Source organism: Lyngbya sp. PCC 8106, from assembly GCF_000169095.1.
Classification (GTDB): Bacteria; Cyanobacteriota; Cyanobacteriia; order Cyanobacteriales; family Microcoleaceae; genus Capilliphycus.
This window is the reverse complement of record NZ_AAVU01000033.1, coordinates 1-18,755: the sequence shown is the minus strand read 5'-3', so window position 1 is coordinate 18,755 and position 18,755 is coordinate 1. Positions and strand designations below refer to the sequence as shown.

Genomic DNA, 18,755 nt, shown 5'->3' with positions numbered 1-18,755 from the left:
TAGAGTGTAGGAAGGGATAAAATAGGGCTAATTTCAAGCAAGCCGAACTTAGGGTATTTAGGAAGTGCATGGGGGAGTAAAAGATGAGTAATCCAGGAAGTAATAATTCAGAAAATCATCATAAATTTGACAGCTTTTGCTACAGGCTAGTTGTCAGTAGCCTTTCAGGTTCTATTATTATTTGTTTAATGGGCGGGTTGATGTTAAGCATCTTGAATAAGCCTATTCCTGAGCTATTAATCGTCATTGGTTCCAATGCAATTGGGGCTATTTCTGGCTTATTAGCACCTTCACCCGGAGAGAAATAAGATTCAAGCTAATTTTTCAATAAATAAATAAACTATTAACTTGGTTTATATCCAGTGTCTTTTCATACCACTAATTGCACTAGGGTTTGATTTGCCTATAAAAAGGCAGTAATTTCTTAGTATTAATATTCCCGGCTTAGTAATACACTATTACATCTTTGATGGTGAAAATAGTGCAGAACTGAGTGTAGAATCCCCGTGGCTTTCATAAAGCTTATTCCCGTTGGGGTTTATTCTATCTAAAGTTAAATGTAACATAATCTTTACAATTTAATTTTCAGAGAGAGCAGGAGAAATTGAAGCTGTGAATGAGTGAGATGAGCGAGTTGGGAATTCAACTTATTTTCAGCTAAAATCCGTCTAATTTTTTCTGGTCGATGGGGCATCCATTTACAGTTCGAGCAATAGGAAGCGTCTAGCCCAGGGATGCAATAGCTTGACCCGCAGATACATTGGTCTAGATTTTCTGTTTCTATCCATTGATTAATTTTAGTAGATAAGCTCTGAGATTTAGGATTTTGCTGCTTTTGTAAAGCTAGATTAATGCTTTCTTTCATCAATTTTTATTTGAAATAAATTACATCAAGATTTCCTAGACCAGCGACCTAAGAATTTATTAAAAGCCCTTAAGTCCATTTTTTATTTATTTGAGTCCCTTTTTTATGTATTTATTAGTCAGAGTAGAAAAAAATCTGCCTTAATTATTTATTAGGAGACTCAGATGTAAAGTTGGATTTACACAATTAGTGACAAGTTAACTTTACACTATGAGTATGAGAACATGGTAAAAGAAAAATTTCTACAGTTGTTAGAACGCAGGGGTTTGAGCCAAGAGCAATTTGCAGAAATGGTAGGAACGGCTTGGGCTGAAGTTTCAGGTCGAAAACTGTCTCGCCAATCTGTAAATTCTTGGGTTCGGGGACGCTCTATTCCCAGACTCTCACCTGCTGAAACTCTTATAGTGCTTGAAATTTTGGGTTGTAGTCTCACTGAGTTGGCAATGGCTTTCCAAGAATCTTCCGAGCAATCTCCTGACCAAGCATCGGAAAATGAATGATTTATTGATTTTTTTATCAATGTAAAGCCAACTTTACAGTTTTTGCCTATAATGGTGTAAAGTCAACTTTACAGTAAAAGGATTCCAACGATGGGAAAGCTACCAACGACATTCACAACCCTTGACCTAGCAGGGTTCAATATTGACCAATCCAGGCAATACAGCAGCGTTGACCGGGAGATGGTTGACGTAGCTTGTTCAGTTCTGCAAAAGAATCGGGTGGGCATTGTGACTCGTTCAGTTCAGTCTGCTTTGAAGCACATCTACGGCATTGGGGGCAGTGCGGATACCATTTGCAATTTATTAAAGGAATGGCGCAGTGAAAACCTGTCAAACCTCAAGCAAGGCAAGAATGATAAAGACCTCGTTTCGGCAATTTTGGAGGTATCTGATGATGGACTCTTGGAGGAAACTGAGATTCCAGAGGAGTACCTCGCCGTTACAAAACAGATGGCGATCGCCACTTACAGACTGGCTTATCAAAAAGCGGATACATCGGTAGCGGGCGCTCGGATGAAGTTGCTGACTGATGAAAACGACTTGATGAAGCAGCAGCTTAAGGATTTTCCCCAATTGCAGCTTGAGTTGGACTTTTACAAAAACGAGTATGAGCGGCAGAAGGTTGAACTCAGGGAAGCCTACATGAACCTGAATAAGCAGCAGTTGGCAGATAGTGAACAGTTCAAGCAGCGATTAGATGCTTTGCATCAAGAACGTAATGAACTCGAAAGTCAACTTCTCCAAGCCAATAATAAACTCCAGGGTTTTGCTGAACTAGAATCTAAAGAGTCTGAACGAACAGGTGAAATTTCTAGACTGAATGGACAACTTGAGGCAAGGGAACGTGAAATTTCAGGATTGCATTCTCAGGTTCAATCCCTACAGACGGCGGTTGGTGAAAAGCAAGTTTTGGAGCATCAGCTAGAGCAACTAAAAACACAACTTAAAGAAGCGAACCAAACCATTACTAACTTGCAGGCTAAACAAAAATCTACTTTCATGCTTGAGGTTGATAGATTTGATGATGAAACTAAACCTGAAGCTAAACCTGAAACCAAACCTGAAACTAAATCTGCTAGAAAGAACGGCAAAGTGACCGTTGCCAAATAATTTACTTATCCCCATCGCAACTGATCTGTCATGGGGAAATTTAATAGGCCAGACAATCATGAATCATCAAGAACTCGAACTCATACTCGCTGCTCGGTACCCTTTGCTCTATATTGTTTCTCCTGAAGAAGAAATTGCCGAGGAAGCATTACTTGAGATTGCAACGAAGCGAAAAGCGCAGATTTATTTTTGGGATTTCAGCCGGGGTTGGCTTGAAAAGGAAGGCTCTGATAAAGGCAATCTTATGAATGCGCTTACTCGAATTAAAAATGCTCCGGGTAATCAAAGCGCCCTATTTATTCTCAAGGATGTAGCAACTCTCATCGCCCCCGGTAGTAATGGTATTAGCCCTGCTCAGTTACCCATCGTTCGGGAAATTAAGAACCTAGCACGGGAAATGAGCCGCGACCGCCGTTGTTTAGTTCTCCTCTCTGACCAGTTGCGTTTACCCCTTGAACTCAGGGAAGAAACAACAGTTATTGACTTTGCACTGCCAACCCTTGATGAAATATCAGAATTAGTGAACAAGCTCGTTGGCAAAAAGTTAAAAGTATCAGCAGAACATCGAGAACAACTGCTAAAAGCCTGCCAGGGTCTAACTCGGTGTCGGATTAGCCGAGTTTTGGCTAAATGTCTTGCACAGTCTGGTCATGTTAATGAGAATGCGATTGCTGCCATCATTGAAGAAAAGCGGCAAACTATTCGTGAGACTGGAATTCTGGAGTTTATCCCCCATGAGTCAGGATTAGAGTTGGTTGGTGGGTTAGAGAATCTGAAAGCTTGGGTAACAATGCGATCGCGCAACTTCACCGATGCTGCCCGTGAATATGGATTGCCCAACCCAAAGGGAGTATTGCTGGCAGGCATTCAGGGTACTGGGAAATCTCTAAGTGCTAAGACCATAGCAGCCGAATGGAAGCTTCCCTTGTTGAGGTTGGATGTGGGGCGGTTATTTGGTGGGATTGTGGGCGAAAGTGAAAGTCGGGTCAGGCAGGTCATTAAATTAGCTGAGGCTGTTTCCCCTTGTGTGTTGTGGATTGATGAAATTGATAAGGCATTTTCACAGAATTATAGCCGGGGGGATTCGGGAACATCGAATCGGGTATTTGGGACGTTTATTACTTGGCTTGCTGAAAAAACCTCCCCCGTGTTCATTGTGGCAACGGCGAATAATGTTGAAGCACTTCCGGCTGAATTAATCCGAAAAGGAAGACTAGATGAAATATTCTGGATAGGATTACCCAGTCAGCCCGAACGAGAGCAAATTTTTCAGGTTCACCTCCACCGACTGCGACCTGAGAGATTTAAAAATAATGAATTTGATTTTCACCTATTGGCTAGTCGCTCTCTCGATTTCTCCGGCGCTGAGATTGAACAGACTATCTATGAAGCTATGCAACAGGGATTTGCTAGACAAGAAGAATTTACACAGGGAGACTTACTTGATGCGATTGCTGACTGCATTCCCCTTGCTAAGATTGCCCAACCTCAAATCGAAGTGTTGAAATCCTGGGCGGTTCGTTCGGGTGCTAAACCTGCGAGTATTCCACTGACATTAAAAGAGAGTTTACCTGCTGTTAAAAGAAAAGAATTAGAAAAAGAACTAGAAGTTGATTAATAAGTTAATTAGTTCTACCGTTTCTTTGATTTAGTTTTCTAACGATTCAGGAGATTAAAACATGGAATGTAAAATTACTTTTGGAAGGGTATTGTCTAGTGCAAGGAAAAATTCAGGATATTTACAACGTGAACTTTGTGAACTTCTGAAGTCAAACTATTCAATTGATATTGACCATTACTTACTTTCTAAACTGGAAAATAATCACGTTGATATTAAGCTTCCTGAATACGATGCTTTAGTTAAAGCCGTTGCTGAAATCTTTAGCCTAGATATTGGCTGGCTTGAAACCATACGTCAGCAAACCGAAGTTGAACAATTGGATTTAAGCGGAGGAATATTCCCTATCTATGTCAAAGAACATAAGGAGCATTAATTATGGTTGCTCTAAGTTTTTCCCTGTTTAAAAATAAACTTCTATCTGCCGAGAAAACACAGACTGTAAGAACTCCTCGAAAAAGTCCAATCAAAGTAGGATGTAAACTCCAAATCTATTGGAAACAGAGAAGTCCAAAAGAGTCTGAAAAACTGTTTGATGCAGAGTGTACTAAAGTTCAATCAATCTCAATAAATCATCTGAGAAAAGAAGTTTATCTTGATAATACAACTCTCTCTGCGACTGAAATAGAACATTTTGCTCAATTAGATGGCTTTGAGAATTCTGAAGATTTCTTTGATTATTTTGGAGAGTTTAAAGGTGTGGTTATTCACTGGAAAAGGTTAGTTACTGAACTTACCGAAGAAAACAATGAACAAACTTGAAAATGTTAAGATGAAGATTACTTCTCAGCTTCAAGAAATTGAGAGAAGCCTAAGCTTAAATCCCAGTAACAGCTATTTGAAAGGGGAAAGGAGAGGATTAATTAAAGCTCTGGTCATTATCAACAAAGAAAATCCAAAATACCCAACTCTGGGTAAAACTAAATCTGAGCAGTTAGCATTGAATCAAAAAGCAATGAACTGGTGCAGAGAAAGACTCTCTAAACTGCGGAAATAACACTACAATCCCTTAGCCAGAACAAGTGATTAGTTGGGGGATTATTTAACCTTAACATAAACAACCATGCAATACTACAAGATTGAATTAACCATCAACCCAGATGCAACCATTTCTGAGAAAGTAATCGCTTCTGGTTCTAACTGTACTGCCGTTACCGAAGAACTCGAACAAGAACTGGGGCAAGTAAAGTCTCAGGAAATCTTAAGCGAATATTATCAAGAATCTGTTTTAGTAGAGGATGAAAAACTGTGGATAAGCGAATGATAGAATCTATTTACTGGGACTGCTATTGGCGATTTTGGAATTCATACTACGACTTTGTAGATGGTTTTAGAATTGCAAAAAACGCTTTTGACTGTTGGAAAAAGGTAGTCTTAGGTCAGTATAATAAACGCTTTAATCGCTACCTTTGGTTTTACCTGAGTTCAGGATATTGGAATTTATTTCTTAAATAGAGAGGAAAATCATGTCACACCTAACTCACATCAAGACTACTATCAAGAATTCAGTTGTTCTTGACCAAGTTCTCCAAGCCATGATATCTGACGAACTAGATGGCATTCTCACCGGAGCATATCTCGAATACAATAACGCTATTCAAGACCCATTTGGTAATAGCAAGATAGCAGAGTTTGTTATCAGGAGAAAGCAGAACTTTCAGGGAGGGTATGATTTTGGGTTTAAGGTAACAGAAACGGGAGAGTATGAGTTTCTAACCCGTGATGGTAGCAAGTATGATGCGAAAGAGTTCATGCAGAAGCTTTTACCCTGGTATGCGCGTGAAAATACCCTTTATAGTCTTCAGTCTCAGGGGTTTGATATCGAGTCTCAAATCGAAGAAAATGGGCAGGTAAAGATTATTGCGGGGAAGTGGGCATGATGATAGCATAATCTTTGAAATAGATAGCTTGTAGATCATCAGAATCCAATAAAAGTTCAGACTCCATTCGGGGTCTTTTTTATTTTAAAAATGCTGCTAAAATCAAATAAACTTTGAAACCTAGAATTCTGGTTTTTTTTGTAATTTAATTTTTGTAATTTAAACTAAGAATTTTATGCAATAAAAAATCCCTGGAGGGAAGCAGGGAATCTAGAACTAAGAGCAAAGAATTCAGACTAAGCAGCTTGAAGCAAATAACTTAACTCCGCAACATCTTTGGCTGCTTTCCAGCCTTCCATACCCTCAGACCAAACGAGAGTATCGGGAGTAATTTTGTCTTTGAGTTCAGACTGTAAAGCTTTTTCCGTTTTGCCATCCGATGAAGCAATATGCCAAGTCTTAGAAGGAACGGGAGGAACGGGAGGAATGGGTGGAACAGGTGGTGGTGCAGTTTGTTTTAGGCTAGGTAAGGGTTGAGAATCAGGTTGATTAAAAACTTGGGGATTATCCTGAATCATTTTCTCGAAGCTATCATAGAATCTAAACTTGGGTTTGGTCTTAGGTTTAGCAATAATAGATTCTCCCGTGCGCGGATTGCGGGATTGTCGTTCAGGCAGTTCTTTAGAGTAAAATACGCCGAAGTCAGGAATTTTTACCTCATTACCGGAACGAAGTTCTAGCTGAATGAACTTGATAAAAGAATCAATTACAGCATTGACAATTCCTTCTGAGAAGCCAGTAGACTTCTGAATGTAACTGGTATCCATTGATTTCAGTGGTAATCTGTTGATTGTATGTTTTCCTGTGCAAACTGATTGTAATCTTTTTCAATAACTAACGTCAATATAGATTATTTAGTATCCAGAAAATCTTTAATTTGTTCTTCGCTCATGGATAGGTCAAAGAGATGAATTCTTGTTGTTTTATCTGTGGCTGAATGATTTCTTGGATATCTATCATTCTCAAAGGCTGTGCTATAGATTTTCATTCGTTTTGTCCACCCTGGCAGAACATAAGCAGCCGATTTATCCCCAATCAATCCGAGGTGATGAAAGCCAATTTGAGTTTTAGCCTCATCCCATTTCATCTCCAGGGCTAAATATTTTTTCCCCGTAATTGTGGGCATATAGCATCTCACATCGACCTCTTGACCTCTCCAGGGTGCGCGTCTTGGAGTTGCCCATGAACCGTATTGCACGGCGTAGCAATTAATCACTAAAGCTTCTGGCAGTTTCACATTGTTTAATTGAGCGATAATTTCATCAGGGAATAGTAGAAATACTAAACCAGCCGTTCCCGTGTGGGCAGTATGAGAAGCTCTCCAATAGGCTGCGGCCCAAGATTCTCCAGTGTAGAGTTCACCATTTATTTTGGGAGTTGTGAGCAGTTCATCTCGTCTCATTCGCGCATTTTCTGCTACTTGTTTAATCAACCGATCATCCCCATCATTGAGTTCCCGATATTGAATCGCTTTGCCCATCTCAGACCGATATTCATCCCGATGTTGGGTTGCAGCCTGCAATTGAAATGGGTCTACTTCTACTGTACTGAATAAAACATTTTGGTAACTCTGAGGGGTAGAATCTTCCTTGAGATTCGGTGAGCGCCAATGGGAATTTACTAACTTAATAATTCGAGTAACAGTATCAGTGAGTTCTGGATTAATTAAACAAGGTCTATCTCTATAGCACTCATCGGATTTTAGGTCAGCTAGCCATTTAATATCAGCCCCAATTTCATTGAGGAAATCTTTAACTACATCTAACCCTTTTTCATTATTCGGATAAGCAGATTTCAAACTATCAACCGCAATCTGAAGTTCCTGGGATAGAAAATCAATGATTCTCATCTCACTTTCACCGGGTATCTTCAACACAATATTTTCAGCCCCCATTGCTCTAGCTCTACCCAGTAGAGATGCTACAACTCCTGTTAAGTCATTCATGGAATTAATTGCGATTTGCTGAAAACTCCCCACTAATGGCACCTTTGGGAATTTTGTCACAGAGGGAGGAGAAGGAAACTTGGCGATCGCATTTGCCAAACCTGGGTAAGTATCAGTATTAATAAGCTGCACAAAGTCTCCATCCGTGTCTCGTCCTAGTTCTAGTAAAAGCTCACGAGTTGCTGCTAAAACTCCTAGATTCTTCCGAAATGCCCCTTCGTGTTTATTCTTCCAAACTTGGACATCGCCCCAGTGCCGCATGGGATTACAAAATACGATATAATCTCCCTTTTTAAAAGACTTTGAGCAGAAAGCTTTGGGATTATATTTCATGCCAGAGGATGTTTTAAGTTGATAAATCTCAAAGTATTGGTCAGGTTGGCACATCACAGAATAGAATCTTACCCCAGCAGCTTTGGCGAGATTTTTCCACATTTGCTGACAGCGTTCTTTTACCTTTTTGACAATGTAGGGATGTAATAGTAATAAACCATTTCTATCAGCCTGAATCACTCGAACGGCAATGTTAGCATATTCTGCCTCTGAGTCTGGATTATCCTCTAAATCAGCGAGTTCCTGTTGAGCTTCTTGTAAATCTACTCGCATAATTTCAGCAAGGTTTTGAATCGAATTAAATGCCGATGCTAGATTCTGACATTTCTCCTCTAGTCTGCTGATAATGCCATCTTGTTCTAGGGTTTGGAAATCAAACCATTGCCAGAGCATCCACCCTGGTTTTGCCCGTCGTTCTTCAGCTTCGTGGACAACGCCAATGAGAATTTTTCCCTCATGATTGCCTAAACTGGGTTTATTTCCTTTGAGTGAAGATAGGGGAATAACAAGGTCATATTCTGTGTTATCAAGAGCAGGATTGTGGGCAATAGTACCCTTTGCAACCCATTCATTTCTGAGGCTAGCTCTAAACTGCAAAGCAATGGGAGGAGAAAGCGGCTTAACTTTTTCATCTGGTTCTAGTCCGAAGTCGGGGTCTATTTCTTCGGGGTCAGTGGGGTCGAACGGGATTTCTCCTTCAATATCGGGGAAGGCTTCTAGAAGATTCATCAGAGTAATACTTGCTTTTGCGTGAGAATCTCCGGTATCCCAGTGAGTTTTATTAATCGGGTCATCCTGTGGGTTTCCCGTATGAGTTCTATGTTCATCATCGACGATAATGTACTTCATTTCACGGTAAAACATTCGGTTGCAGCCTGTGTGTAAAATGCTGCCGTAGATAATTCTTTTCCAATCTTCACCGTAGTAATTCTTGCCAATTGTAGACTTTTGGGTAAAGGTAAATCTTCCATGTGTTCTAGAGTTTGATGCTAAATCAAGGAAGAAGGGATGACTCATTCTACGAGGTTTGAAAGCATCTAAAACCCTGGAATTTTTCTCGTTTTTTTCAATCTCTCCAATGCAGAATTCTTTGGTAGGATGAAGGGCTGCAAGCATGGTATTTCGCAGAACTACAGAGGGGGCTTTGCTCCAACGTTTTTCTTTGCATTTCCAGATACTAAAGGTTGCAACAGTGTTAATTTTGCCTTCAGAACCACTGTCAGAATATCGAATATTTTCAAAAATAATAGGCATTCTCAAATTCTCCTTAATCCTCATCAAATTCATCGAGAAATGGTTTGAAACTTTCCCAGATTGTTGTAATAATTGTTTTATCAGTAATCGGCATTGGCACTGATAGGTTTTTTAAGTTTAGACAGATGTTAACTTGATTATCACTATCTAAAACAAAAGCATAGAGGTTATCATAATTTTTCCTCGTTTCATCTATCATTTTATTGGCAAGCTGAAGAATATAAGCTCTAGTTTGCGCTTCCTTAAACTCGGTCACTCTGGCAAAGGCGAGGTCTGGTTCTCTTTCCGGCTGCATACCCAAAACATAAATAAAGTCTCCCAATTCAGTTTCTTTACTCCACTTCAGTGCTGCTAAAATTAATATCCCAACAACGGCAATATAAGGAGCATAAGCAGATAGAAAAGCCCAGGCTCCAGAAAATAAAGTTCCGCTTGAACTCGCAACAGAGGGGATAAGCTGAGGGGCTGCCTTTAACCCTCCTGCTGCCAAGTACCGACAAGCTTTTGCTCCTACGAGATTAACGGCTTTGCAAACCACTGAACTCACGGCATATTTGAGAATATTAACCACAGGTTCAGAGAAGGAAAATAGCGATAAAAACCAACTCGCAAGCTGATTAAATAAATTTATAATATCTACAGTTCTGGGTGATAAATTCGGTGGTATATAATCTATATTAGTGATATTAAAAGGTTCATTTGGAATATTTGCAGGCTCTCCGATTTCAGTTAGAGTTCTCCTCAGTCTACTGACTTGAGTTCTTAGTCTACCCTTGATTTTTGGATTAAGTGTATTATTAATTTGAGAGGTGATTTGATTGATTTGAGAGGTAATATAATTTTCCCCAAAGGAGGATTCTAAACTTGATATTTTTTGATTAATTGTAGGCTGAATATTTCCAACTTGAGTTCTGATTTCATTAACCTGAGCATGAGCTTGAGGAATATTTAAGGTTTCATTCCAGCTTTCAAGAATAGATTGATATAAATCTTGAGAAGAAGGAATTGTTGAGTATCTCACTAATAATTCATTTCCATAGCTATTAGGATTGTGAGTTTTGCTATTAAATGCTCTATTAATGGCATAACAACTTTCTAGCGTTAATAGACTACTTGCCACACCAATATCTGTAATAGCAATGGCTTCTTCTATAAGCTCCGAAAATAGAGTTAATCCAACTCCACTAACTGCATTCTTTAGAAGATTAATAGCAGGAATATTATCAAGTTGACCTTTGACTAAGCTTAAAGTTTCAGAGTTAATTAAAAGCGAATCTTTCCCTAGCCATTTATTATTTCTAATTCTAGATTTTAAGTAATTGTAAGTTAATCTCATTTTTCTACCGCTATAAAATTTTGACTGTCATTCATTGGTGTTAAATAATGATTCGGATTCCACCCAAGTTTGGGTCTAAGGTAAAATCGGATAATAAACCCCGGCTTACTGCTTCTCAACGGTTGAAAGCTTTTTCTGAAAAACTTGATTATAATCAGAAATACATTAAACCTCATCTGGGGAAGTTGTTTCAGCTATATCGCCATCACTGCATTATTTTCATGCCTGGTGATTTTAGTGAATTTGGAGTCATGTATTACTGCGGTGAAGGTTATGGAAATTATGACAATAACCGAGATGAAGACTATAACAAAATTGGGCAAATCTTAGCTCATTTATAGTCTTAGAAAACATAGTGCAGATAAGCAAATAGCAGGGGTGAGTATGAGCCTTTGCTATTTTAATTTATCTAGAAATAAAGTGAACCCAGAAGTTACCATCAGGAATGCAAGCTTTTTCAATAAGCCCATAGGAATAGTGCAGGAAAGCGCCACTCAAGTCAGTTCGATACCCACTCTTAAACCATTCACCATAGGGGTCGTGTACAATCAAGCCAGTTTCATCATATCCAACCCCAACGATGATATGACCATAGCTTGTAAGATACCCATGAATAACAACTGGATTTCCAGAGGCTATCCATTCTCTCACTTCAAACATCAAAGCAATATCACTAAACCTGTCTTGGCAACCATAGTCTCTAACAATTTGGGCTAAATCATAGGGAATGTGCCGAGAATAGTTGTTATCTAGAGCATACTTATAAAGCTCATCTTCAAATTGCGTTATGTGTGAATATTCAGATTTTCTGGGTGCATTAAAGTATTCTAAACACATTGCAATTGATGTCACATTACACGACCCTGTGGGATTAAATTCATTATCAGTCTGAGGCTTGAAAGGAACCTCTAGTTTAAACTGTGTGGGATAAACTTTTGGATAAATTCTTATATCTTTATCATAGATTTCACAATGCTCATCGAATACATACCAGATTGGTTTACCTTTAAAAGGGTCTTTGTCTTCATCAACGCTAACTCTAATATGCCTCCTGATAGATTCGTAGGAATTAATAGAAAATACTCGTTCTTTAACTGATAGTTTTTCAGAGTTTTCTAACTCAGTAGATTGAATAGGTTTAAGTTTCAGAATGGTGGGTTGAATGGTTCTGAGGGTTAGCATTTTAATAGAGTTTGGTATTGAGTTTGATGTAGAGTTTGAACTTGCAAAATTTAAGTTTGAGATAAAACTCAGTAAATCATTATCTCGATTCAGCCAACCTTCTAGGAATACACGCTGAGATGAATTTTGTTGAACTCGTTTATGTCGATATTTTATTCGATTCTTGACAATCAATTCAGCAGTTTCAAAGGTATTTTTCTCGACTAAAGCAGCTTGAGTATTCGGCCCGAAAATACCATCTATTGTTAATCCACCAATCGCTTCTTGCAAAAATTGGATACTTCCTCTAACGCCAAAATTCACCGCCGTATCAAAGTGAACAATCGCTAAGGGTAGTATTAATTGGTCGCATCCTGCTTTTAGCCAGTATTCCTCCCAGTAAAGTTGTTTGGCTTCTTCGAGGGAAATCTGGGAAACACAATTCTGCTTTCTACCTTTCCAAACAGAGTAGGTTTGCTGCGTAATTCCATAGTTTGTTAATCCTCCCAGGTCAGCCGGATGGTTGGATAAGCCTCCCTCCCATTTCAAAGTAAACTTTAAAGCTGTAGTTAGATAATTGTGACTTGACATGATGAAAAAGGTGAAAGAAAAAAGGGTAGAGATAATTCTACAGTAACCTCTCTACCGCTAGTCTGAGAATGATGTTTCTGAGAAATTATCCATGAGTAATTATCCTAACATGACAGTTACTTTTGCAGGAATTGAAGGGAAAGTTCTAAAGTCTAGTCCACATGGAAATTACCAAGTTATCCAACTCAGTAAGCGGGTGGTAATCTGCGGAACTTTCAGCAATCAATGGGGCTGGTCTGAAATCCCGGAAGATGAGTCAGGATTTACGAGCTTTATTACCTACATTGGCTGTAAGTCTAAAACAGAATATTCCCAACTCAAGAATATTACCCAAACCCTTGATGGTCACTGCGAAGAACTTCGCCCTGCAAAGCGTAACCCCAACTTTAAACTTGAGTTCAAGGTCAGAGAACTAAGCTCTCAATCGGTTCGAGAATTAATTAAAGCTCTGAGATAACATAGCAAGTCAATAGCGTTATTTGCAACAATAGCAGATAATGTTATTGGCTATTTTTTTATGATTGATATCTTATGAAAGGAGTGAATTCTTGCCAGAGAAGGACGTTGTGATTAAGTGGGTGAAGGCGGATGCAAGAACAGGGAAGCTAGAGCTTATTTGGGTTGTAGGTGCTATTGAATATTGGTTTTGCTGTTGCATTGGTTAAACCCAGAGTTTGGGAATATGATTTTGGAGAGCGTTCTAGCAATAGTACAGTGCCTTATTTAATGATAGCTTTGGATTGGTTAGTAATCTCAAGGGGAATTGAACAAGCTTTTAAGAAAGGGTATTTAACTCAGTCTCAAGTCTTAAAATCGGGCTGTTATCCAAATTTGATTTTAAAATAATTTATTTAGTGCTTATTCTTTATTTTTATAGAGTAGTAATAAGATTTCTTTAAGGATTTTTATTTCCTACCGTTTTAATGTTTTAGTTGATTTTTTGGGAAAATATTATCATGGAAACTTATGAGTTTGTAACAATCATTAATAGTTTGCAATGGAACTTGGATTTCTACCAATTTTGCGAGCTTCTAGAAATTGAAGTTGGTGAAGAAAATAGTGGCACATATAACTACGCAGTCCAGAAGTTTAATGCGTTCAGCGAGGTCACTAAATCTATGAACAAACTCGGTAATGATAACATTGAAAAGTTGATTGAATATTATCACACTAACAATCAAAATGTTGCGTAGTTGCTTCTTGGAGATAATGGATAAAAAATAGCCTAACATTGAGCCTCTAAATAGGGGCTTTTTTATTTACTACCGTTTCTAGATTTTAGTTCTTTTTTGAGGGAAATTATCATGGAAACTTCTGAGTTAGTGACAATTATCAATACTTTGCAATGGAACTTACACTTTCATAAGTTCTGTGAAATCTTGAATATTAATCCTGACAATGATAATAATTATGAATATGCAATTGAGAAGGTTAATGAACTGAGTAATCTTAGCAGTTCTCTAACTGAGCGTGGCTTAGAAAATCTTGAACAAATGAAGGTTTTCCTTATTTTGGCGATTGATTGAATATTATCGAACAGAATGTTGCATAGTTTTTAATTTAAATAGCCTAACATTGAGCCTCCAAGCGGGGGCTTTTTTTATTAGGAAACTAAACATGAGAAAGCAACCTGAATTTACTCAATTGGAGTTACCGCTTTACCCTAAGTTCAAGAAACGTGCGAAAGTCCGAATTATTGGATTAGACTCAACAGGAAAGATTAATTATCGGGGAATGACGGGGATTGTATTTGGAATATTCTCAGATGGAGTGTTAGTCTATTTTCCGGGTTTAACAATTTGTTTTGCTCGATATTCAGTATGGGAAATTGAACTTAAATAACAATTACTTCTGAGACGGCTACCGCAAAAAGAAAATGATGTTTTTTGGACTTTTTCTATGATTACTATTCCTTCCAAATCAACCAAACAGAAAACTACTCTGGTTGATGCTCTCCGTATCCTGGCTTGGTCTGCTTGGAAATCGGAGAATAAGGATAGCGAACTCAAAGGGCTTAAACTCTACAAGCTTTTTGATGAAGAATGGTCTGAACATGAAGTCCACGAGATGACACTTCCTCAGTTGAAAGAGTTCATTCAAGAACTTGAGTATACTGAGAAAGAGTTGATGGCAATTCGCGAGAAATACTACCAAAGTAAATCTCAGAATTCCGGTGCATCAGGCAATCAGCAATACCAAGAAACTGCTGAAACTGACGAGCCTATGTACTAATTGAACACGGAAACTCCTAGAAATAGGGGTTTCTTTTTTTATAGATAGTTAAGGGAAAGCTACCGCAAAGGGAAGTGATGTTTTTAGGCTATCGAGCAAATGGAAAATAATCTCCTAAGCACAACCATTCATATTTATTCCGAAGACATGATTGACTATTGGAATATGAATGAATTTCCCGAGGATGACGATATTGTTGGTTATCGCTATCTTATGATTGGGAAGCATCGTTCAGAGAAAGTAAAGGAGTATAACTTCTTTAAATGGAATAAAACCGCCCAAGAACTCCGGCAACTTATTTGGGAAGGAGTGAAAATTCGCCCCTGGGATTGGTATAGTTCTATTTCTCCAAAACTCCCCGCTCATAAACAGATAGCACTTGAATTATATAATTTTGCACTACAGGATAACCAACTCGATGTCCCAACCATAATTGTATATGAAGAAGGCTATCAACAACACGCTGAGGTAATCTTGAGAGCAATCAATTTTGTTAAATATTTACTCATTGAACTCAAGAAATATGACTATGACCTCCAAGGCCGTAACCAGTTTTTGAGCAAGTATAATATGCCTGGCGATTAAGTATAAATTAAATGAATAAGTCTCTATTTGAGGCTTATTTTTTTACCCATCATCATAAACTACCGCTCTCAGGGGAAGATGTTTCTAAAATTAAGAAGATGAAAGTTGTAATTTCTGGCTCTCGTTCTATTCAATCTCTTAATGCTGAAATGAAGTCTCGGCTTAATAAACTTATCAAACTCAATTCTGAAATCCTGATTGGGGATGCTTATGGAATTGATAGTTTAGTTCAAGCTTATTTGTATAGTTGTAATTATCAGAAAGTTACAGTTTTCTATTCCCGTGTCTTGAGAAATAATATCGGCGGGTGGAAGACTGTTAACGTTCTCGGCGGCTATACAAAGCGGGATATTGCCATGCACTCCCAGGCTGACTATGCACTTGCTATTTGGGATGGTAAGTCTCGCGGAACCAAACGCAATATCGAGCAAATGAAAGATAAAGTTCGAGTTGTTCTGGGTTAGTTAATTCAAGAAAGTCTAGGGAAAACTCTAGGCTTTATTTTTTTTCTACCGTTTTCCGAGCATGATGTTTCTTGGGAAATGCAATGGATAATTGGGTAGAAGTTAATGGAATTTTGCGCTTAGTTCCCGATAATTCTCCTGATGAATGGGAAGAACTTGAAGCTGAATGTGAACCAACAAGTGAATCACTAAATGAACCACAAAGGGATGAATACGGTGATTTAGAATACTTTGAATTTTAGAGAGTTCTGAGTGCGAATAAATCTCTGGGAAACCAGGGATTTTTTAATTTGAAAACGGATAAATTACCCAGATAAATTGCTGTTCTCATTCTTTACTGAAACCATGATTTACTTAATCACCAAACCTGCAACGGACACACAAACTGAAGAAATGTTAGAAACTTTTGGCAGCTATATTAAAGTTGCGGTGGATATTGAACGGGGCATTTTAGCGGGTGGTGGAGAACTACACGCCGATTGTGAAAAGGTATTATTAGAATACGGATGCCAACAAGTCAATATTTGGGGCGCTAACTGGTATCCGACAAGTCAACGAATCGAACATGAATCTTTAATTAATATCCGCCCCTGTCAAAATAATCGTTCGATGATCATTCAAGACCCCCTAATTCAGGATTCGGTTGCTAAAATTATTAAAGGTTTACTAGCTAATAAATAAAATGAGAAATTGGGAATCTTTAAAACATCGATATTTGCAGGATAATTTACCGATTCGGTTGGGAAACCTAGCTTCTAATTTGGCTCGAATAAAATCTTGCAGTCTTGACCATACCAACTGTATTGTTGTCGAACAATTACTCACCGAAAGCAAGTTCTTTATCGAATGGACAGCAGCAGAAGCCGAAATAGAAATAGCTGCCGAATTAGTACAATTGCAAATTCAACTTTCTCAATGGGAATCTAGAATTAAGGAACTTTGGACTGATATTGACGAGCGCCGTAAATTGTCGGAAGCTTCCGGTATTTGGTCGGATAAGGTATTAGATTGGTCGGGTTTATTGACTTAATATTTGCAAAGGATACTTGTAGAAATTCAAAGTAAGCTTCTGAATAATTGGAGGCTTATTTTTTAGGCAACTACCGCAGAAAGGGAATGATATTTTGAGGTAATCTGCCATGACCCATAAGTTAGGATTTCCAACTGACTTGAAGCGAATTAATCAAGTTCAAAATCCCGAAGCTTTGAAAGATTGGTGTCGCAGCATGAAAGATAAACTCGTTGCTGATACAAGTAACTATGCGAAAGGCCGTTATCGACTTTGGCTTTTCCATGAGGTTGATTTCAGAAACGGTAAGCTGACCAAAAGTTACTTTGATAACAGAATCTGGAACTTTAGTCAGAGAATCTATCCGGGTTGTAACATTGGTTTGCTGACTTTTGGAGGCAAGCTTAATGACGGTAAGGTTAGTGATGGAAGGATTGGGCTTCATCGAGATCATACCTATGCAAAACCGAAAGCGATATTAGTCAATTTAGGGGAAGCTATCTTTAGTTATGGCGAACCTAACCCAACAGATTATCTCCTGAAAGATGGCAATATCCTTGAGTTTAACTGTAAAGTTCTTCATGGAGTTAAACAGATTAAATCTCCCGAAAGATTTAGTTTAGTTTTCTGGCAGTTGAACGAACAGAAAGGTTATAATAGTATCTTGTAAGTTAAGTGCTTTAAAGTTTATAGACCTTCCCTTTGGGGAGGTTTTTTTATTGTCTACCGTTTTATTAATTTGTTGTTTTTAAGTATACTCAACATTAATGAATACGGCATTTATTACAGGACATCGCGTTATTCATCTTAGACATACTCAACAAGGGATTCGACAACTTACTCATCTTGCTATTGAGCGAGGAATCATAACTTTTTTATCTGGCATGGCACTTGGTACAGACCAGCTAGCAGCTTCTATTTGGAGTGAAATGAATTTGGATTGGCAAGCAATTATTCCTTGCAAAAATCAATCGGTTCTATGGACAATTGACCAACAAGTTCATTACCGAAAATTACTGGTTAATGCTAATGAAATTAAAGTTCTCTATCCTAAATATAAACCGGGAGTGATGCAAGCGCGAAATCAGTTTATGGTCAAGCATTCAAGTTTAGGTTTAGCGATTTGGGATGGTTATTCAACAACTGGCTCAGGAACTTTTCTAACAGTTCAAATGGCACGTAAGGCAAAGTTACCGATAATCATCTTTAATCCACAAACTCAGGAAATTACTTTTGAACCCCAACATCAACAATTATCATTTGACCTATGAATCAATCTCTAAAACTGACGGAGCAACAATTCAAACTTCTGATGTTGGTTAAATCCAAGCCAGGGATGAACTTACCGGAAATACTTGATGAAATCGGCGAGATTTATGGAGAATTTCCAGATGGGGGTGCGGCCAAAGCTAAACTTTATATTTTGGAAGAAAAGCGTTTGGTTTATTCTCAGTTGGTTCCTTTAAGGAAAGGTCATAAAACCAGACGGTATTATCCGGCAATTCCCTAAAAGTTTCGGCAGGCTCCATCGCAAGGTGGGGTCTTTTTTATTCTGATCTACCGCCTCTTTTTTCAGTTCTCTACTGGAAATTGAGATGCAGTCAGAAATTAAACACTTTGAACGACATCCGTATCTTTGGAAGATTCACTCTGCATTCCTTGCTGCGGATTTTTGGTTAATTAACAAGGGAACAAAAGAACAATTGGGCAAGCCTATCCGAGAATATAAGAAAGGCTGTTTTGGGATGTTGGCTCCAAAATATCTTGACCCAAAATATAGCTATTATCTCTGCGAATTTATTTGGCAATCTGGACTCTGGCAAACTTACTCTTGTGGGGCAATTACTTGGCAGCATTTACGAATTAATGATG

At 38.3% G+C, this 18,755-nt stretch carries 30 protein-coding genes; 25 read left to right on the top strand and 5 right to left on the bottom strand.

The window, feature by feature from the left end; all coding sequences use genetic code 11:
• The first annotated feature begins 83 nt into the window (after positions 1 to 83).
• Positions 84 to 308, top strand: a complete 225-nt coding sequence (locus L8106_RS31685) for a hypothetical protein (RefSeq protein WP_009786240.1) — start codon at positions 84 to 86, stop codon at positions 306 to 308.
• Positions 309 to 571: 263 nt separating this feature from the next.
• Here L8106_RS31685 and L8106_RS19980 read toward each other — a convergent pair whose 3' ends face one another.
• Positions 572 to 865, bottom strand: coding sequence for a hypothetical protein (locus L8106_RS19980; protein ID WP_009786239.1), 294 nt, complete (start codon positions 863 to 865; stop codon positions 572 to 574).
• Positions 866 to 1,089: 224 nt separating this feature from the next.
• On the opposite strand from L8106_RS19980, the gene L8106_RS19975 reads away from it, so the two are divergent.
• The 8 genes from L8106_RS19975 (at position 1,090) to L8106_RS19935 (ending at position 5,973) form a co-directional block, all read left to right on the top strand.
• Positions 1,090 to 1,365, top strand: coding sequence for a helix-turn-helix transcriptional regulator (locus L8106_RS19975; RefSeq protein WP_009786238.1), 276 nt, complete (start codon positions 1,090 to 1,092; stop codon positions 1,363 to 1,365).
• 90 nt (positions 1,366 to 1,455) lie between these two features.
• On the top strand, positions 1,456 to 2,475 hold the full coding sequence (locus L8106_RS19970) for a hypothetical protein (RefSeq protein WP_009786237.1): 1,020 nt from the start codon (positions 1,456 to 1,458) through the stop codon (positions 2,473 to 2,475).
• A gap of 58 nt (positions 2,476 to 2,533) precedes the next feature.
• On the top strand, positions 2,534 to 4,093 hold the full coding sequence (locus L8106_RS19965; RefSeq protein ID WP_009786236.1) for an AAA family ATPase: 1,560 nt from the start codon (positions 2,534 to 2,536) through the stop codon (positions 4,091 to 4,093).
• A gap of 61 nt (positions 4,094 to 4,154) precedes the next feature.
• Positions 4,155 to 4,469, top strand: a complete 315-nt coding sequence (locus L8106_RS19960; protein ID WP_009786235.1) for a transcriptional regulator — start codon at positions 4,155 to 4,157, stop codon at positions 4,467 to 4,469.
• Between the two features lie 2 nt (positions 4,470 to 4,471).
• The gene (locus L8106_RS19955; protein ID WP_009786234.1) at positions 4,472 to 4,855 is read left to right on the top strand and encodes a hypothetical protein; all 384 of its coding nucleotides are present in this window, start codon (positions 4,472 to 4,474) and stop codon (positions 4,853 to 4,855) included.
• Positions 4,842 to 5,090, top strand: a complete 249-nt coding sequence (locus L8106_RS19950; protein WP_009786233.1) for a hypothetical protein — start codon at positions 4,842 to 4,844, stop codon at positions 5,088 to 5,090. The genes L8106_RS19955 and L8106_RS19950 overlap by 14 nt, the downstream gene beginning before the upstream one ends.
• A gap of 66 nt (positions 5,091 to 5,156) precedes the next feature.
• Positions 5,157 to 5,357, top strand: a complete 201-nt coding sequence (locus L8106_RS19945) for a DUF2997 domain-containing protein (RefSeq protein WP_009786232.1) — start codon at positions 5,157 to 5,159, stop codon at positions 5,355 to 5,357.
• Between the two features lie 202 nt (positions 5,358 to 5,559).
• Positions 5,560 to 5,973: a DUF1257 domain-containing protein gene (locus tag L8106_RS19935; RefSeq protein ID WP_009786230.1), complete on the top strand. Its 414-nt coding sequence runs from the start codon at positions 5,560 to 5,562 to the stop codon at positions 5,971 to 5,973.
• Positions 5,974 to 6,209: 236 nt separating this feature from the next.
• Here L8106_RS19935 and L8106_RS29835 read toward each other — a convergent pair whose 3' ends face one another.
• The 3 genes from L8106_RS29835 to L8106_RS19920 all read right to left on the bottom strand — a co-directional run bounded on the left by L8106_RS29835 (position 6,210) and on the right by L8106_RS19920 (position 10,841).
• On the bottom strand, positions 6,210 to 6,740 hold the full coding sequence (locus tag L8106_RS29835; RefSeq protein WP_009786229.1) for an HU family DNA-binding protein: 531 nt from the start codon (positions 6,738 to 6,740) through the stop codon (positions 6,210 to 6,212).
• Positions 6,741 to 6,823: 83 nt separating this feature from the next.
• Complete coding sequence (locus L8106_RS33825; RefSeq protein ID WP_009786228.1) at positions 6,824 to 9,505, bottom strand: hypothetical protein; 2,682 nt, start codon at positions 9,503 to 9,505, stop codon at positions 6,824 to 6,826.
• 13 nt (positions 9,506 to 9,518) lie between these two features.
• On the bottom strand, positions 9,519 to 10,841 hold the full coding sequence (locus L8106_RS19920) for a hypothetical protein (protein ID WP_009786227.1): 1,323 nt from the start codon (positions 10,839 to 10,841) through the stop codon (positions 9,519 to 9,521).
• Positions 10,842 to 10,888: 47 nt separating this feature from the next.
• On the opposite strand from L8106_RS19920, the gene L8106_RS19915 reads away from it, so the two are divergent.
• Positions 10,889 to 11,182 (top strand): hypothetical protein, encoded by a 294-nt coding sequence (locus L8106_RS19915; protein WP_009786226.1) that lies wholly within the window; start codon positions 10,889 to 10,891, stop codon positions 11,180 to 11,182.
• A 64-nt stretch (positions 11,183 to 11,246) separates the two neighbouring features.
• Here the strand turns inward: L8106_RS19915 and L8106_RS31680 are convergent, their stop codons facing one another.
• Positions 11,247 to 12,593: a glycosyl hydrolase 108 family protein gene (locus L8106_RS31680; RefSeq protein WP_009786225.1), complete on the bottom strand. Its 1,347-nt coding sequence runs from the start codon at positions 12,591 to 12,593 to the stop codon at positions 11,247 to 11,249.
• A gap of 91 nt (positions 12,594 to 12,684) precedes the next feature.
• Here L8106_RS31680 and L8106_RS19900 point away from each other — a divergent pair, with 91 nt between their 5' ends.
• The 15 genes from L8106_RS19900 to L8106_RS19835 form a co-directional block, all read left to right on the top strand.
• Positions 12,685 to 13,050 (top strand): hypothetical protein, encoded by a 366-nt coding sequence (locus L8106_RS19900; RefSeq protein ID WP_009786224.1) that lies wholly within the window; start codon positions 12,685 to 12,687, stop codon positions 13,048 to 13,050.
• Positions 13,051 to 13,226: 176 nt separating this feature from the next.
• Positions 13,227 to 13,439, top strand: a complete 213-nt coding sequence (locus L8106_RS19895) for a hypothetical protein (RefSeq protein WP_156803758.1) — start codon at positions 13,227 to 13,229, stop codon at positions 13,437 to 13,439.
• Between the two features lie 110 nt (positions 13,440 to 13,549).
• Entirely contained in the window at positions 13,550 to 13,786 is a 237-nt protein-coding gene (locus L8106_RS19890; protein ID WP_009786222.1) for a hypothetical protein, read from the top strand.
• 111 nt (positions 13,787 to 13,897) lie between these two features.
• Positions 13,898 to 14,119, top strand: coding sequence for a hypothetical protein (locus L8106_RS19885; protein WP_009786221.1), 222 nt, complete (start codon positions 13,898 to 13,900; stop codon positions 14,117 to 14,119).
• Positions 14,120 to 14,210: 91 nt separating this feature from the next.
• Positions 14,211 to 14,435: a hypothetical protein gene (locus L8106_RS19880; protein ID WP_009786220.1), complete on the top strand. Its 225-nt coding sequence runs from the start codon at positions 14,211 to 14,213 to the stop codon at positions 14,433 to 14,435.
• A gap of 57 nt (positions 14,436 to 14,492) precedes the next feature.
• Positions 14,493 to 14,825 (top strand): hypothetical protein, encoded by a 333-nt coding sequence (locus tag L8106_RS19875; RefSeq protein ID WP_009786219.1) that lies wholly within the window; start codon positions 14,493 to 14,495, stop codon positions 14,823 to 14,825.
• Between the two features lie 99 nt (positions 14,826 to 14,924).
• On the top strand, positions 14,925 to 15,410 hold the full coding sequence (locus L8106_RS19870) for a hypothetical protein (protein WP_009786218.1): 486 nt from the start codon (positions 14,925 to 14,927) through the stop codon (positions 15,408 to 15,410).
• A gap of 11 nt (positions 15,411 to 15,421) precedes the next feature.
• Positions 15,422 to 15,874, top strand: coding sequence for a hypothetical protein (locus L8106_RS19865; RefSeq protein ID WP_009786217.1), 453 nt, complete (start codon positions 15,422 to 15,424; stop codon positions 15,872 to 15,874).
• 83 nt (positions 15,875 to 15,957) lie between these two features.
• Complete coding sequence (locus L8106_RS32415) at positions 15,958 to 16,116, top strand: hypothetical protein (protein WP_009786216.1); 159 nt, start codon at positions 15,958 to 15,960, stop codon at positions 16,114 to 16,116.
• A gap of 103 nt (positions 16,117 to 16,219) precedes the next feature.
• Positions 16,220 to 16,555 carry a DUF5674 family protein gene (locus tag L8106_RS19860; protein WP_009786215.1) on the top strand — a complete coding sequence of 112 codons (336 nt, stop codon included), beginning with the start codon at positions 16,220 to 16,222 and terminating at the stop codon, positions 16,553 to 16,555.
• A gap of 1 nt (position 16,556) precedes the next feature.
• The gene (locus L8106_RS19855) at positions 16,557 to 16,904 is read left to right on the top strand and encodes a hypothetical protein (protein WP_009786214.1); all 348 of its coding nucleotides are present in this window, start codon (positions 16,557 to 16,559) and stop codon (positions 16,902 to 16,904) included.
• Positions 16,905 to 17,013: 109 nt separating this feature from the next.
• Positions 17,014 to 17,553 carry a hypothetical protein gene (locus tag L8106_RS19850; RefSeq protein WP_009786213.1) on the top strand — a complete coding sequence of 180 codons (540 nt, stop codon included), beginning with the start codon at positions 17,014 to 17,016 and terminating at the stop codon, positions 17,551 to 17,553.
• A 97-nt stretch (positions 17,554 to 17,650) separates the two neighbouring features.
• Complete coding sequence (locus L8106_RS19845; RefSeq protein WP_009786212.1) at positions 17,651 to 18,154, top strand: SLOG family protein; 504 nt, start codon at positions 17,651 to 17,653, stop codon at positions 18,152 to 18,154.
• Positions 18,151 to 18,393: a hypothetical protein gene (locus tag L8106_RS19840; RefSeq protein WP_009786211.1), complete on the top strand. Its 243-nt coding sequence runs from the start codon at positions 18,151 to 18,153 to the stop codon at positions 18,391 to 18,393. Before L8106_RS19845 ends, L8106_RS19840 begins: the two co-directional genes overlap by 4 nt.
• Before the next feature lie 85 nt (positions 18,394 to 18,478).
• The coding region (locus L8106_RS19835) for a DUF6943 family protein (RefSeq protein WP_009786210.1) at positions 18,479 to 18,755 on the top strand (277 nt) is incomplete at its 3' end.